This is a genomic window from Nguyenibacter vanlangensis (assembly GCF_038719015.1).
Taxonomy (GTDB): domain Bacteria; phylum Pseudomonadota; class Alphaproteobacteria; order Acetobacterales; family Acetobacteraceae; genus Gluconacetobacter; species Gluconacetobacter vanlangensis.
Window position 1 is genome coordinate 1,193,458 of record NZ_CP152276.1, and the last position, 14,151, is coordinate 1,207,608.

At 64.7% G+C, this 14,151-nt stretch carries 14 protein-coding genes and 1 pseudogene; 10 read left to right on the top strand and 5 right to left on the bottom strand.

The features are described 5' to 3' along the window. Window positions 1-338: 338 nt before the first annotated feature. Window positions 339-1,469: an ATP-grasp domain-containing protein gene (locus AAC691_RS05435; protein WP_342629225.1), complete on the top strand. Its 1,131-nt coding sequence runs from the start codon at window positions 339-341 to the stop codon at window positions 1,467-1,469. A gap of 75 nt (window positions 1,470-1,544) precedes the next feature. Here the strand turns inward: AAC691_RS05435 and AAC691_RS05440 are convergent. Together AAC691_RS05440 and AAC691_RS22270 are read right to left on the bottom strand one after the other, a co-directional pair. Further along, window positions 1,545-1,868: pseudogene (locus AAC691_RS05440) on the bottom strand (type II toxin-antitoxin system HicB family antitoxin); the annotation flags it as partial. Further along, complete coding sequence (locus tag AAC691_RS22270) at window positions 1,865-2,197, bottom strand: type II toxin-antitoxin system HicA family toxin (protein ID WP_408906062.1); 333 nt, start codon at window positions 2,195-2,197, stop codon at window positions 1,865-1,867. The pseudogene AAC691_RS05440 and the gene AAC691_RS22270, both read right to left, overlap by 4 nt. On the opposite strand from AAC691_RS22270, the gene AAC691_RS05450 reads away from it, so the two are divergent. From AAC691_RS05450 to AAC691_RS05470, 5 genes are all read left to right on the top strand, one after another. Next, entirely contained in the window at window positions 2,099-2,371 is a 273-nt protein-coding gene (locus AAC691_RS05450) for a BrnT family toxin (RefSeq protein ID WP_342629227.1), read from the top strand. The genes AAC691_RS22270 and AAC691_RS05450 overlap by 99 nt on opposite strands. Further along, window positions 2,340-2,618 carry a helix-turn-helix domain-containing protein gene (locus tag AAC691_RS05455; RefSeq protein WP_342629228.1) on the top strand — a complete coding sequence of 93 codons (279 nt, stop codon included), beginning with the start codon at window positions 2,340-2,342 and terminating at the stop codon, window positions 2,616-2,618. The genes AAC691_RS05450 and AAC691_RS05455 overlap by 32 nt, the downstream gene beginning before the upstream one ends. A gap of 264 nt (window positions 2,619-2,882) precedes the next feature. Then, window positions 2,883-3,620 carry a CPBP family intramembrane glutamic endopeptidase gene (locus AAC691_RS05460; RefSeq protein ID WP_342629229.1) on the top strand — a complete coding sequence of 246 codons (738 nt, stop codon included), beginning with the start codon at window positions 2,883-2,885 and terminating at the stop codon, window positions 3,618-3,620. Window positions 3,621-3,835: 215 nt separating this feature from the next. After that, a complete protein-coding gene (locus AAC691_RS05465) occupies window positions 3,836-4,072 on the top strand; it encodes a hypothetical protein (protein ID WP_176640877.1) in 237 nt (78 codons plus the stop codon). 87 nt (window positions 4,073-4,159) lie between these two features. Then, window positions 4,160-5,257 carry an oxidoreductase gene (locus AAC691_RS05470; protein ID WP_342629230.1) on the top strand — a complete coding sequence of 366 codons (1,098 nt, stop codon included), beginning with the start codon at window positions 4,160-4,162 and terminating at the stop codon, window positions 5,255-5,257. Between the two features lie 178 nt (window positions 5,258-5,435). Here AAC691_RS05470 and AAC691_RS05475 read toward each other — a convergent pair whose 3' ends face one another. Next, window positions 5,436-6,857: a M20 family metallopeptidase gene (locus tag AAC691_RS05475; RefSeq protein WP_342629231.1), complete on the bottom strand. Its 1,422-nt coding sequence runs from the start codon at window positions 6,855-6,857 to the stop codon at window positions 5,436-5,438. Between the two features lie 246 nt (window positions 6,858-7,103). Here AAC691_RS05475 and AAC691_RS05480 point away from each other — a divergent pair, with 246 nt between their 5' ends. Together AAC691_RS05480 and AAC691_RS05485 are read left to right on the top strand one after the other, a co-directional pair. Continuing rightward, a complete protein-coding gene (locus AAC691_RS05480) occupies window positions 7,104-7,916 on the top strand; it encodes a methyltransferase (RefSeq protein ID WP_342629232.1) in 813 nt (270 codons plus the stop codon). Window positions 7,917-8,059: 143 nt separating this feature from the next. Continuing rightward, the gene (locus AAC691_RS05485; protein WP_342629233.1) at window positions 8,060-8,269 is read left to right on the top strand and encodes a ChaB family protein; all 210 of its coding nucleotides are present in this window, start codon (window positions 8,060-8,062) and stop codon (window positions 8,267-8,269) included. A gap of 24 nt (window positions 8,270-8,293) precedes the next feature. On the opposite strand, the gene AAC691_RS05490 is transcribed toward AAC691_RS05485, so the two are convergent. Continuing rightward, a complete protein-coding gene (locus tag AAC691_RS05490; RefSeq protein ID WP_342629234.1) occupies window positions 8,294-9,103 on the bottom strand; it encodes a glucose 1-dehydrogenase in 810 nt (269 codons plus the stop codon). A gap of 346 nt (window positions 9,104-9,449) precedes the next feature. Here AAC691_RS05490 and AAC691_RS05495 point away from each other — a divergent pair, with 346 nt between their 5' ends. Beyond that, entirely contained in the window at window positions 9,450-10,346 is an 897-nt protein-coding gene (locus AAC691_RS05495; RefSeq protein ID WP_342629235.1) for a glycoside hydrolase family 16 protein, read from the top strand. A 119-nt stretch (window positions 10,347-10,465) separates the two neighbouring features. Continuing rightward, the gene (locus AAC691_RS05500) at window positions 10,466-11,761 is read left to right on the top strand and encodes an acyltransferase (protein ID WP_342629236.1); all 1,296 of its coding nucleotides are present in this window, start codon (window positions 10,466-10,468) and stop codon (window positions 11,759-11,761) included. 2 nt (window positions 11,762-11,763) lie between these two features. Here AAC691_RS05500 and AAC691_RS05505 read toward each other — a convergent pair whose 3' ends face one another. After that, complete coding sequence (locus tag AAC691_RS05505) at window positions 11,764-13,992, bottom strand: methyl-accepting chemotaxis protein (RefSeq protein ID WP_342629237.1); 2,229 nt, start codon at window positions 13,990-13,992, stop codon at window positions 11,764-11,766. Window positions 13,993-14,151: the final 159 nt, after the last annotated feature.

Below are 14,151 nucleotides of genomic sequence, written 5' to 3' on the forward strand. Positions count from 1 at the left end.
TCCACGACCCCCTGCTTACGTTACAAATGTTGTCACGATCCCCTGCTTACGCAAAGCGCCTTTCATAACGAACGCTTCGGACCATTCTTCGGAGGCTTGCACCAGCGGAAATGGCTGAATTCAGGGTCCTTATAGTTACCACAACCTGGTGGCCGTCGACGGCCTATCTCGCCATGGCATTCGGACGCGCCGGGGCGGCCGTATATAGTCTCAGTCCGGCCGGCAATCCGCTTCGCAGGCTCAAATTCGTAAGAGGGAGCCTGACTTATTCCGCATGGGACCCGCTTGGATCACTGGTGGCGTCCATAGGATCTTTCGAGCCGTTTCTGCTTGTACCAATGGATGACCGCGCCATAGGCCATATCCATTCGCTCCATGCAAAATCGCGGTCATTTGATGTTGCTACCGGTCAAAAGATACGTGATGTGATCGAACGGTCACTTGGCTCGCCCCTTGGCTATGGCATAAGCGGGACCCGTTATCCTTTCCTGGAAGCCATGCGAAGCAGGGGCGTCTTCACGCCTTCGGGAGCGGAGCTGCTCTCGGTGCGCGATGTGCGGAATTGGTGCGCGACGCAGGCACCTCCCTGGGTCATCAAGGCCGAAGAGAGCTGGGGCGGCTCGGGGGTTCTTATCGCTGATACCGTCGCCGAGGCCGAAGAAGCTTATCGGGAATTGTCCGCCCCGCTCGCCTTTCACAAGGCACTCCGCCTCCTGCTTGTCGACCGCGATCCCTTCACGCTTGCGCGATTTCTTCGGCGGAAGACGCGCAACGTCATGGCGCAAACGCATATTCGCGGAATCCAGGTGACATGCATGGCTGCGGCCTGGCAAGGGCGGCTGTGCGGGGTCGTTACGGCCGAGGTTCTTTCAACGCAAGGCCGCGTGGGAGCGTCCACGTTCCTGCGGTTGATCGGCAATCCGCAAATCGAGGCCGCCGCTTCCATAGCTGCGGAGCATCTGGGCCTGTCCGGGTTCTTCGGGCTCGATTTCATCATGGAAGACGGCACGGGGCGCTGTTTGCTGATCGAGATGAACCCGCGGTCGACGCAACTGGGTCATATCCGGGCGCATGGCGCCGACCTCGCGACGCGGCTGTGCGCTGCCGCCGGCCTGGATGTGCTTGCACCCGACAATCGCCCGGACCATTCTGAGAGGATTGCGTTCTTCCCGCAATGCCTCCGCTTCACCGGGAGCGACGTGGACAAGTGGGAGCTTGCGGCCGAGGACATTCCGTGGAGCGAACCCGATCTTGTCGAGGAGCTGCTTCGTCTTCCCTGGACCAGGCGCGGCATCCTGGCGCGGCTTGAATCGCTCGTGCGTCAGAACGACGCATTCGGCTCGGCGATTGATCCGCAGAGCATCCGCGAGATTCGCGCGGAGCTGGAGCGTCGCCGCCCGCGGGCAACCTCTCCGGAGCGGCCGGATTCGACGGTGCCGGGACGCGTGGCTGTCGACGTCAATCGGTAGGCGCGTCGCATGGCCCCCGCGCGGCCGGGAGCCGGATGGGCGCAGCGGGCTGGCCAGGGCGAACGCCGGTGCGTCCAGCCGCTTTAGAACCCCGCGCGGCAGGGGGATGTTGGCCCGTTCCACGCGGTCATCCAGCATGGCCGGGTCAATGGTCACGAACCCCACCGCCCATCCGGCATATTCGGGAAGCCTGCGGACCGTATCCAGCGTGCGCGGAGACGGGACCGCGTCGCCTGCGTCCAGCGTGGCGTCGATCCAGCCCGCCGCCGCATCCGCCGCGTTCGCCAGGGCTTCATCCAGTGTGTCGCCCGCCGAGACGCAGCCGGGCAGATCGGGAAACACGACACCGAACGCCGTGGTCCCTGCCCCCTCTTCGATCATCACCGGGTAGCGCATCATCGTCTCTCCTGCAGGCGCGCCTGCTTGCGGATCGCGGCCACGAGGCCGCCGCCCAGGCCTTTCTTCGGATGCGGCACGACCACGATGCCCGGACGATCGGGATGACGGAACACGTGATGCGATCCCCGCACACGGTCCAGCGCCCAGCCTGCCCTTTCCGGACCGAAAAAACTACTGAAATCCCGCAATTCCCCTTGACTTGAATGCGGGATTTCCGTATATTCTAATCCATGGAATACAGCTTTGGCCCCGAAAAAGATGCCATCAACAAGGAGCGGCACGGCCTCTCCCTCGCGTTCGGTGCGCAGATTTTCGAGGATGAGAAGCACCTGATCCTGCCAACGATTCGCCATGAAGATGGCGAGGACCGTTACAAGATCATCGGAATGGTTGGCGAGAAGCTGTTTACCGCGGTCTTTGTTTGGCGGGACGATATTCCCCGCTTCATTTCCGTAAGAAGGAGCAATAACGGTGAAGAAAAATCCTATCGTTCTCCCCTCTGATCCGGGCGATCCGGAAGACGGGGCCGTTACCCAAGAGGGCATGGAGCGTGGCCAGCGCGCCCGTCTGATCCGCATGACGCGAACCGGCCTGGGTCTGACGCAGGCCGAATTTGCCGAGCGCTTCCATGTGCCGGTGGGAACCCTGCGCGATTGGGAGCAAGCCCGCGCCACCCCTCCCGACTTCGCCATCGCCTATGTGCGGGTGATCAGGCAGTTTCCCGATATCGTCGCGAAGGCGGTGGCCTGATCCCAATCGGGTGGCTTGCGGCTTCCGCTGTCCCGGCTCAGGCAGTTCGGGTGTGAGTCGGGCCAAGGTTCACCCGGAGGAGTGGGAATTGTGCGTGCTGCCTGATCGGGAAGCCGGAGACCTTGCGTTTCATGCCGCATGGGCTGCGCCGGCCCGGCCTATGCGGGGTGAAAATTCCTGTTTTTCTTGCATAATGCAGCCTATCCATGAAGACTTACTTATGTTCGCCGCGCCAAGAGGGGATTAAAGCAGGAGGATAAAAATTTGTATTTAGACGCAATTGCGGCGCTGCTGATGGTGGTTTTTGCCTTCGTGGCAGATCAGGGCAGCCGATCATTTCGGAAACTCAAAGATTCGTCACCCCATAAGAAGGTGAAAATTTATAGGGTTTGGCTTGCAACTTCGATCCTGTGTTTTGGCGTTCTTGGCATTCTGATCATTTATTTCATGGGACTGACGCAGGATCGTAATTTCCATGGTGGGATCTACTCGATTTACCGTCCTTACGATGTTGCTTTTGCCATCCTGAAGCAAAGTGTCAATATCGACCAAGCGCAGTTGCTACCCCTTGGTTTCGGCTTCTGCATGGGACTTGTTATATTATTATTTGTCTCCAGGACGCGGAAAGGAAAGAAATTCTATGCGACGGAAGCTGTCTCTACACTTCGGCCACGCGACGCTACTGAATCCGTCTATGTGATAGCGCTTATTATCAATGCCGCCATCTCTGAAGAGATTATGTTCCGAGGGGCTTTCCCGTCTTTGTTATTCAATATCACTCATAATGCGATGTTCGCCATTATTGCCTCGGCCATCGTCTTTGGCTGCATGCACTGGTATCAGGGGGCACGCGGTGTATTATCGACCTTCTGCCTGGCCGTCATATTTAGTCTTATCCTTGGTGCCGGATTCAGCCTCTATCTGGTCATTGCTCTGCATTTTGTGCTCAATATGATGGCGCTGTTTGTGTTTCCAAAACGATCTCTGGCTGAACCTGGGTGACGAGCGGATGAGACGGTGACGTATCGTGGCGGGCGCGCGAAGCCTGCGCAGATGCAATGCCGGTTTTTCGACGGCTGAACCGGCTATGACGCTCCGATCTCCGGCCAGCGCGCTGTATGCGCGAGACCGTGACCCGTCCGATTTAAATTTCACTTGAATTCATGGGTCTTCGTGGCGTGAATGACGGGAGAACGGAACGCGTCCCGAGGTCGTGAATGTTACGTGGCACCCTTTGGTTCTGGATGTTTGGTGGTGAACCCTGGTTTAGAATCAGGGTCGGCAACGGTATATCGAGGCCGTTGAACCTGAAAGGGTGGCTCTTTACCGTAACGTCGATTTCCGCCGTCATCCTTCTTTCGCTGGTTTTTCCCGAGCCTTATAATCATTTTGTCTTTATGGGCGGGTTGGGCGTGGTGTTCGGGCTTATGTATCTGAAGTCCGGCGTTCCGTAGTCCTTGCAGGTCAGGCTTTCAAAAGAGGTCATGCATGACATCCTGGCGGCGCGGCGCCGCGCCTGACGCAACCCTGGGATCATCGTGATGCAGCAGCTTGCCAAACCTGTCCGTGTCGGCCTGATCGGCTATGGTTTTGCCGGCAGGACTTTTCATGCGCCGTTGATCGGTGCCGTGGAGGGGCTGTCGCTGGATGCGGTCGTTTCGCGCCATCCCGATGCCGTGCGTGCCGATCTGCCGGGGGTTGGCGTCCGTCCGACGGCCGAGGCGCTGCTGGCCGATGAGGCGATCGACCTTGTCGTGATCGCCACGCCGAACGAAACCCATGCCCCGCTGGCGCGTGCCGCGCTGCGGGCCGGCAAGCATGTGGTCGTCGACAAGCCGTTCGCGCTCGATCTCGGCGAAGCGCGGGCGCTGGTCGACCTGGCCGGCCGCACGGAGCGCCTGTTGTGCGTGTTCCACAACAGGCGCTGGGACAGCGATTTTCTGAGCGTGCGCGCGGCGATCGCGGACGGCGTGATCGGCCGGGTGACGCATTTCGAATCCAGGATCGACCGGTTTCGCCCGCAGGTCCGCGATCGCTGGCGCGAGCGCGACGTGCCGGGCGGCGGCATCTGGTTCGATCTCGGTCCGCATCTGATCGACCAGGCGCTGCTGCTGTTCGGCCTGCCCGACCGGGTCGTCGCCTCGCTGGCGCGCCAGCGCGACGGAGCGCTGACGGATGACTGGGCGCATGTCGTGCTGCTGTACGGCGAGCGGAGGGTGATCCTGCATGCCGGGATGCTGGTCGCCGGCGGTTCGGCCCGGTTCGTCGTGCATGGCACGGGGGGAAGCCTGGTGAAGCAGGCGGCCGACCGGCAGGAAGCGCAGTTGCTGGCCGGGATGCGGCCGGGCGATGCCGGGTGGGGCGAGGATGCCGATCCGCTGGTCGTGTATGCCGGCGACGGCACGGCGCGACACCTGCCGGCCCATGCCGGCGACCAGCGACGGATCTATGCCGAGATCGCGGGGGCGCTGGGCGGCGCGGGCGCCAATCCGGTGCGCCCGGTGGAGGCCCTGGCGGTGATGGCCGTGCTGGACGCGGCGGTGGTGTCGGCCCGGGACGGGATCGCGGCCGAACTGTCCCTGACGAACGCCGAGCGCGGCCAATGGGGGACAGGGGCGGCCGAATCCTGGTGTGAATAGGGACCGGTCCGCCTGAATAGGGTCCGCCCAAAGCCTGCCCGGAAACGTGGGCTGGTGAGCGAGAGTGCCGCGCAGCGGCACGGCCGGCGTGGGTTTGCGAGCATCGCAGCGCAGCGGCCTTGTGGGCCGTGAGCAGCGAAGCGCAGCAAACCCGCGTCGGATCGCCGCCAGCGCGCGTTTACGGGCAGGCTTGGATGGGGGGGTGGGTGTCTGGGGGCATGGGACTGACATAAGGCTGGCGGCGCAGCCGGTCCGCGTGGTCGCGTTTGGCGCGGTCCAGCAGGGCGGGGTCGGAGAGGATGTCGGTGGCGGTGGCGGCCATGACCTTGGCGACGTGGACCATGCCCTTGTGCGCGACGGAGGATTTGCCCTGGGCGGTCATCTGCCAGGAATGCAGGGTGGTGCCGATGGCGCAGGTGGCGCCCAGCGCCTGGACGGTGGGCACCACCCAACTGACGTCGCCGACATCGGTCGAGCCCAGCAGGATCGGGCCGGCCGGCGACGGATAGGGCAGGATGGCGTCGCAGAGCGGGCGGTCGGTGTCCGCCGGCAGGCCGACCTGGCGCAGGGCGGCGGCGATGTCCTCGGGGTTGAAGGTGGCCTGCATGTCGCGCGCGAAGGCGCGGTCGGCTTCGTCGAAGGGCGGCGGGCCGAGGCGTTCGAGATTGGCCTGCATGGCGGCTTCGAGCGGAGGATTGCCCAGCAGGTTGGCCATGCCGCTGACGACCTGGCAGGTCACGGTGGTTTCGGTCATCAGCGCCGCGCCCTCGGCGACGCGGCGCACGCGCTGGGCCAGGGCCAGCATGTCGTCCAGTTCGGCCGCGCGGACGGTGTAGCGGATCACGGTCCGGGACTGCACGACGTTGGGCGCGGCCCCGCCGGCATCCTGATAGGCGTAGTGGATGCGCGAGCTGGGCAGCATATGTTCGCGCAGGTAATTGACCCCGATATTCATCAGTTCGGCCGCGTCCAGCGCCGAGCGGCCGAGATGCGGCGCGGCGGCGGCGTGGGCGGCGCGGCCGGTGAAGGTGAAATCGAGGCGGATATTCGCCAGCGCGGCGGGCGGGAAGACCGTGGCGAAGGCGTAGGGGTGCCAGGAGATCGCGGCATCGACGTCGTCGAACACGCCCGCGCGGACCATGAAGCCCTTGCCGGCGCCGCCTTCCTCGGCCGGGCAGCCGTAATAGCGCACGCGCCCGGGCGTGCCGGTGGCGGCCAGCCAGTCCTTGACGGCGGTCGCCGCCAGCAGGGAGGCCGAGCCGAGCAGGTTATGCCCGCAGGCATGGCCGTTGCCGTCGCCGGGGACGGGCTGGTGCCGGGTCAGGCCGGCTTCCTGGCTGAGGCCCGGCAGGGCGTCATATTCGCCGAGGAAGGCGATGACCGGGCCGCCCTCGCCGGCCTCACCCATCACGGCGGTCGGCAGGCCGCCGACGGCGGGCGTGACGCGGAACCCCTCGGCCCGCAAGGCATCGGCGTGCAGCGCGACCGAGCGGAATTCGGTGAAATTCAGTTCCGGCACCGCCCAGACCGCGTCGCTGAGCGCGATCAGCGGTGCCTTGCGGGCCTCGACGAGGTCCCAGACCGGTGCAGCATTGCGCATGTTTCCCCCTGTCGGTCGCGATCAGCGCGGCAGCATAGACCAGGAATCGCGGGCAGGTCACGTTTGCGTTGGCGCGGGGCCCTTGGCCTTCGGGCGCCTGCCGTTCAGCGGGAGGGCGCCGCGGCCATCGACCCTGGGCCGCCATTGACGGAATTGGGCTGCGTGGCGGATAGTCCGCCACCGGCGTGGTGGTGTCCGCCGCCATGTCCGCCCCCCCACCGGCCCGTCGGAGCGTTCAGACCCCCCATGCGTCCATTGCTTGCGTGCGCCCTTCTGACCGGGCTGTTCCTGGTTCCGCCTGCCGCGCGGGCCGACGATGCCGCATTGCGCCGCGCGGTCGCCGATCCGGCCCGCACGCCGAAATTCGTGGCGCGCGATGCCGTGCGCCATCCGGTGGAGGAACTGGAATTCTTCGGCATCACGCCGCGTTCCACGGTCGTGGAAATCTGGCCCGGCGGTGGATACTGGACCGAGATCCTGGCGCCCTATCTGCATGACCGGGGCGTTTATTACGTTGCGATGGGCGCCGGCGACGGCACGCACGTGGAAAGCGCGTTCTCGCGCTTTCCACAGGCCGAGCAGGAGCGGTTCGACGCCGATCCGGCCCGTTTCGGCCGGATCCGGCGGACCGTGCTGTCGCAGGGGCATGACGATATCGCCCCGGCCGGCAGCGTGGACATGGTGCTGACATTCCGCAACCTGCATAACTGGATGAAGCAGGGCGACGCGGAAGAGATGATCGCGGCGGTACACAAGGCATTGAAACCGGGTGGAATTTTCTGTGTCGAGGACCATCGCGCCCGGCCCGACGCGCCGCAGGACCCGCGCGCGCTGAGCGGATACGTGCGGCAGGATTATGCGATCGCGCTGATCGAGAAGGCGGGCTTCGCGCTTGTCTCGCATTCCGAGATCGATGCCAACCCGAAGGACACGACCCATTGGGCGAAGGGCGTCTGGACGCTGCCGCCGACGCTGGCCCTGGGCGAGCAGGACCGCGCGCGGTACCAGGCGATCGGCGAGGCGGACAATTTCGTGCTGAGATTCCGCAAGGTCCCGTGAGGCGGCGGACGCGCCGCGTCGTGTGACGCCGTTCGGGCCGCCGGTAAAACGCGCGCGGCGGGAACGGCCCGGCCGGCCTGATACCCATAAGGCCTGGCACCCATATGGCGGGGGCTATCATGCCGCCGGGAAGGGGAGCAGCCATGCCGTATGCGTCCGTCGAGGCGTTGCCGGATTCGGTCCGCGCGCATCTGCCGCGCCATGCGCAGGAAATCTATCGCGCCGCGTTCAATCGCGCCTGGTCCGATTATGCCGACCGGGGGGCATTGCGCGAGGAGATTGCCCACAAGGTGGCCTGGGCGGCGGTCAAGCATCGCTATCGCAAGGACGAGGATCGCTGGGTCGAACGGTAGGGAGAATCGGGCCTTTCCGGGCGATCAGGACGACCAGTTTTCCTGAAAATCGCCGTACAGGGTCAGGCCTCCATCGACGAACAGGGTCTGGCCGGTGATGTAGGCCGCCTGCGCCGAGGCCAGGAAAAGGATGGCGTCCGCGATCTCGTCCGGTTCGCCCGGGCGGTGCATCGGGATATGGCGCGATACGGCCGCGCGCTGCGCCGGGTCGTCGGTCCATGCCGCGTTCATGGGCGTCACGATGGCGCCGGGGGCCACCGCGTTGATGCGAATGCCCCGGGCGGCATATTCCAGCGCCAGCGTCCGCACGATATTCGTCACCGCCCCCTTGCTGGCGGAATAGCCCAGATAGCCGGGCTTGGGTATCGTCTGGTGGACCGAACCGACGACGACGATCGTGCCGGCCGTGCCGGCCCTGGTCCAGTGGGCCAGGGCTTCACGCGCGTAAAGCACGACGCCGCCGACATTCACCGCCATAACGTCGTTGAAATCCTGCAGCCGGAGCGCGTGCGACGGCGAGGGGATCTGGAATCCGGCATTGCATACCAGGACGTCGATCGTGCCCATCGCCGCGATCATGTCGCGCATCGTGGCGCTGACATTCCGTTCATCCGCGACATTGCCCGGAAAGGCCAGGTGGGGGCCAGCGGCGACCGGGGGCAGCGCGTTCATGGTGCGCAGGGCCGTGTCGGGATGCAGGTCGTTGACCGCGACGCGCGCGCCTGCCTCGGCAAAGCGGCGGGCGGTGGTCGCGCCGATCCCCTGCCCCGCGCCCGTCACCAATATCGCGCGCCCTTCGAACCGGCCATTGCCGCACCGATCGTCGCCGGACATGGGTCCTCCATCATACGCACGTCATATGCAAGCCGACCGCAGGTGAACGCGGCCGGCCGGGCGCGGTTCGTCGAAACCTGTCATGTTTCCCCCGTCATGTTCCGCTGTCACGTTTCCCGGGGCCCCTTCACGATGCCCTCATGTCCAGATTAAGGAATTCTTCAGACTTCGGGGCCATTATACTTGGCCGATTTTTCTGACGGCCTGCCGATCGTGTGCGCTGGTGGAATTTTTGGACGGATCATGTGGCGGCCGTTCCGGAAGATCCCTGTTTTGTCTTGAAAATCCGGAACCCGCAGAGGAATACGGGGTTAAAGCCGGCGGGTTTGCCGAGAAGGGGATGGCAATGCGCGGGTTTCGTCCTGCCTGTATCATGCCGGTCGTGCGGGCGCTGACGGTCGGGGCGTCCATCATCTGGGCGGCCGGCCTGTCATGGATGACGCGCCCGGCCGATGCGGCGGCCTCTCCGATACGGCTCTGTGGCGAAATGCCGGTCTTCAACGACGAATTCAACGACCTGCGCCTCGGGGCGTGGAAGCTGAACGGCGCCCGGTGGATCGCGCATACGCCGTGGGGCGGCGATTTCGGCGATGCGCGCTTTACCGATCCGGGCCCGGGATCGGCCTTTTCGGTCCATGACGGTATCCTGTCGATCGCGGCGCGCAAGGATGCGGCGGGGCACTGGTCGTCGGGCATGCTGGCGTCGGCGGATGCGGACCATAACGGCTTCATGACGATGTACGGGTATTTCGAAACCCGCATGAAGCTGCCGCCCGGCCCGGGAACATGGGTCGGCAGTTGGCTGAACGAGGACGTGCCGACGGGCTGGATGCTGCCGACGGTGGAAATCGATACGATCGAGTATTACGGCCAGTTTCCCGACAAGTTCCACACCACGATCCATGTCTGGCACGGGCATTCGGCCGGGCGGGACAAGGGGGCGGCGATCCTCAGCACCGTGCCGGCCAATTCGCTGGTCGATGCGTTCCATACCTATGGCACGCTGGTGACGCCGCAATGGGTGGTGTTCTACCTGGACCGCAAGGAAATCTGGCGCAGTCCGACGCCGCCGGAGCATAAGCGGCCCTTCATGTTCCTGATCAACCTGGCGCTGGGGTCGGGCTGGCCGATCGACAAGACCCTGAACCCGGCGGTGATGCAGATCGACTACGCCCGGGTATACCGGCCCACCGACCCGCAGGCGTTCGCGCGCTGCCTGGTGGAGCATTCCGCCCATTCCTGATGGGCTTTTCCTGATTTCGTTTTTTTTATCCTGTTAGCTGGTTAGCCGGCCAAGAGTTCGAGGTGACGTTTTGACACGATCCGATCTGTTTCGAAAACAAAACAAAAAGCGAGGAGATCATGTCGCGGATAATGGGAGTGATCGAGGCGATCCCGGCGCTGTACAAGCGTCCCAAAGACGGGATGGCCTATAATCCGCAGATTGACGGGTTGCGCTGTCTGGCGATCCTGTCCGTCCTGGTGTGGCATGGCGGCCTGCGCATCGTGCGCCATGGCGAGCTGCTCGATCCTGGGGGAGGAAGGCTGGAGCGGCTCTATGCCGTGCTGCCGCATGGCGAGATCGGGGTGGTCCTGTTCTTCATGATCAGCGGGCTGATCATTGCCCGGCCGTTCCTGGGCGATCCGTCGCGGCCCGTGGCGCCGGGCAAGTTCTATTATCGCCGCTTCCACAGGCTCTATCCGCCCTATCTGATCGCGCTGGGGCTGTGCAGCATACCGGTCTTCCTCGACGTCCTGCACCACAACCATACCTGGCGGATCACCCCGACCGAGAGTTTCGTGGCCAGCATGGCCTATGTCCACGGCGTGGTGTGGAACGCGCCGTCAATGTTCATCCCGCCGCTATGGTCTCTGGAGGTCGAGGTCCAGTTCTATCTGCTGTTTCCGATGCTGATCGTGATCTACCGGAAGATGGGCGCGTCACGGATCGCATCGACGCTTGCCGTGCTGGCCCTGTATGTCGTGACGCTGGGCTATATCCACGGGCTGTATGGGTTCGACGGACGATTCCGCTTCGGGCTGGTGACCCACCTGCCCTATTTCATCATGGGGATCATCGTCGCGGACCTGGCCGAGCGCCATGGCGCGACGGCGCGGCGGCGCGCCGGAGAGTGCGACCTGCTGCTGTGCGCCGGTCTCGTGCTGTTCCTGCTGGCCGGGCTGGCGCTGACCCGGGTCAATGCCGAGGCACGGCCGCCGGTACTGTACAGCGCGTTGCAGGCCCTGTCGATGCTGTCCTGCCTCTGCGTCATGGTCGGGGCGATGTATGGGCGGCGCGGCGGGGCGCTGTTCGGCAATGCGTGGATCTGCCTGACCGGGACCATGTGCTATTCGATCTATCTGGTGCATGTGCCGCTGATGGAGGCCATCGAGACCGTGGTGCTGCACAGGCTGCCCGCGACCTCGCCCGTGCTGTTGGGGATGACGGACGCCGCAGTGCTGCTGCCCAGCGTCTGGCTGGCCGGGCTGGGGTTCTATATCTTTGTCGAACGGCCCTTCATGAATCGGCAGGCGCGGCCCGTGCCGTCCGCCTCTCTGGTCACGGAGGCGGCGCTGGCCGCGGGTACGGCCCTGACGGACGGCGCGCAGGCCGTCGTCGGATCGGCGACGCAGCCGTCATCCGCGCCCGGATCGTGACGTCATCCGGCCGTGAATTTCGCCAGGATCCGGTTGGCGGCGCGGCCCTCCGGCATCCTTGCCTTGCCGGGCGTCCGGAAGCGGCCGACCTGGCCGGTCAGTTTTTCGGCCTCGCCCGTCAGGCGGCGGGAGGCCGCGCGGAATTGTTCGGCGACCGCGGCGTTTTTCTGCGTCGTCTGGTCCATGGCGCCGACCGCGATATTGATTTCCGCCAGGCTGGCCGATTGTTCCGTGGCCGCCACCAAGATGCCGTTCAGGCCGTCGCTGATCCGGGCGATGAAGCCGGAAATGTCGTGCAGGGCCTTCTCGGTGTCGCCGACGCGCCTTGAGCCGGCCTGCACGTCCTGGGTGGTCTTCCTGACCAGCGCGTTGATGTCCCTGGCCGCCTGGGCGCAGCGCAGCGCCAGGGCCCGGACCTCGCCCGCGACGACGGCGAAGCCCTTGCCCGCGTCGCCGGCCCTGGCGGCCTCGACCCCGGCATTGAGCGCCAGGATATTGGTCTGGAACGCGATGCCGTCGATGGCTTCGACGATGGAGACGATCTGTTTCGCGCTGTCCTCGATCCGCCGCATGGCCTCCTTGGTCTGATGCATGATCTCGGAGGAGGCGGTCGCGGAGTCGCGCGCCTGCAGGCCGATTTTCTGCGCGTCGCCGATCTGCCGGGCCGAGCTGCCGACGCTTTCCGTGATCTCGTTGACGGCGGCGGCAGTTTCCTCGAGCGATGCGGCCTGCTGCTCGGTGCGGCGGGCGAGGTTTTCCGCCCCGGCAGCGACATCCGCGGTGCCCTGGCCGATGCCCCGGCCGGACTCGGCGATTTCGGACAGGGCATCGGCGAGCCGGCGGATCGACATGTTGAAATTCCGCCGGAGCGGCTCGAACTCGGAGGACAGACCGTCATTCAGTTGAAACGACAGATCGCCGCCGGCGAGCCTGTCCAGCCCGGCCCCCATCGCCGTGATGGCCGCGTCGATATTCCGGATCCTGACGATTTCTTCTTCCCGGGTCTTCTTTTCGAGCCGTTCGTGCCGGCGCCGGGCTTCGGCCGCTTCGGCCTCGACATGCCGGGCCTTGAGGAGCGAGGCGCGGAAGCCGTCCAGCGCGCGGGCGACCAGGCCGATTTCATCGTGCCGTCCGGTTCCCGAAACGGCCGCGTCATAGTCGCCCCGGCCGAGTTCGGCCACCGATGCGAGCAGGCCGCGGAACGGTGTCTTGATCAGTCGTCCCGAAATGAGCGCGATGACGGCGATCGAGACCATCATGAGGACGGCGCCCGAGACCACGAGGGCCACGACATTGTCGCGCACCGGGGCGGTCAGGGCGGTTTCGGGGATGTCGACGACGAGGGTCCAGACGGTATCGAAGCCGGGGATTACGAAAGGGACCAGGACCCTGTCCTGCGTGCCGTCGTGAAAGCCTCGGATGATCCGGGCCTTGCGGGACGACAGGGCCTGCGACACGTCGCCCCTGCCCTCGTCCCGGTAGGGTTTCATCAGCTTTGCGCGGTCCGGATTGGCGATCCAGGTCATCTTGTCGGACAGGAGCGAGAGGGTCCTGCTGCCGATGACGTCGGAATTCCCCAGCAGCGTCACGATCCAGTCGAGCGGGGTATCGATGCCGGTGACGCCGATTTTCCGGCCGTCGAAGACCAGGGGATAGGCGAACGACACCATTTCGATGCCGCTGCCCTCGTCGACATAGGGGTCGGTCAGGACGCCGGTGCCCGCCGCCATCGGAAGCGTGAACCAGGCCTGGCCGTAATGCTCCTCGAGTGCATTGAAATCGATCGTGCCGTCGGGCTTGCGCATGAAATAGGGGTTGAGGATCCCGTGCGCGTTGCTGCCGGGCGCATGGGGATCCTTGCGGCCGTCGAAGCCGGAGGGGATTTCCTCCATCCAGACGCCGTAGATGTTCGGGAAACGGGCCTCGGTTTCGCCGAGCAGGCTGACAATTTCGGCCCGGCTGCCGGTCCCGGCCTTGTGCGCGGCCTCGATCGCGCCGGCATTGTCGCGTGCGACGGTGTTTTGCTCGGATAGTCGCTGGGCGATCCGATCGGCCAGGATCTGGCTTTGGGAGACGGCTTCGGCCAGCACGGTCTTCTCGACCTGGGACTTCATCATCCCTGCCGATATCGTGACGGCCAGGGCCTGGATGATGATAAAGGAGAGGCCGCACATCAGGACGATGCGTGCGGACAAACTGTTCCAGAGCCGATGATCTGAATGACCGGACATCAAAGGCCGTATCCTTTCCATTCTCGCGAACGTCCGTGCGGGGGCAACAGTATTATGCCTCTTCCGTTTCGTTGCCAATGAGATACGATGCCGGGTGATGGAAGACGAAATGACACGCAATTCGTGTCATGACGCTGTTCCCCATTTCGGCCGCGCGTG

Bases quoted from the DNA above. Each gene is read 5' to 3' on its own strand.
- AAC691_RS05435 (WP_342629225.1), top strand. From the start codon at position 339: ATGGATGACCGCGCCATAGGCCATATCCATTCGCTCCATGCAAAATCG.
- AAC691_RS05450 (WP_342629227.1), top strand. From the start codon at position 2,099: ATGGAATACAGCTTTGGCCCCGAAAAAGATGCCATCAACAAGGAGCGG.
- AAC691_RS05465 (WP_176640877.1), top strand. From the start codon at position 3,836: ATGTTACGTGGCACCCTTTGGTTCTGGATGTTTGGTGGTGAACCCTGG.
- AAC691_RS05470 (WP_342629230.1), top strand. From the start codon at position 4,160: ATGCAGCAGCTTGCCAAACCTGTCCGTGTCGGCCTGATCGGCTATGGT.
- AAC691_RS05475 (WP_342629231.1), bottom strand. From the start codon at position 6,857: ATGCGCAATGCTGCACCGGTCTGGGACCTCGTCGAGGCCCGCAAGGCA.
- AAC691_RS05480 (WP_342629232.1), top strand. From the start codon at position 7,104: ATGCGTCCATTGCTTGCGTGCGCCCTTCTGACCGGGCTGTTCCTGGTT.
- AAC691_RS05485 (WP_342629233.1), top strand. From the start codon at position 8,060: ATGCCGTATGCGTCCGTCGAGGCGTTGCCGGATTCGGTCCGCGCGCAT.
- AAC691_RS05490 (WP_342629234.1), bottom strand. From the start codon at position 9,103: ATGTCCGGCGACGATCGGTGCGGCAATGGCCGGTTCGAAGGGCGCGCG.
- AAC691_RS05495 (WP_342629235.1), top strand. From the start codon at position 9,450: ATGCGCGGGTTTCGTCCTGCCTGTATCATGCCGGTCGTGCGGGCGCTG.
- AAC691_RS05500 (WP_342629236.1), top strand. From the start codon at position 10,466: ATGTCGCGGATAATGGGAGTGATCGAGGCGATCCCGGCGCTGTACAAG.
- AAC691_RS05505 (WP_342629237.1), bottom strand. From the start codon at position 13,992: ATGTCCGGTCATTCAGATCATCGGCTCTGGAACAGTTTGTCCGCACGC.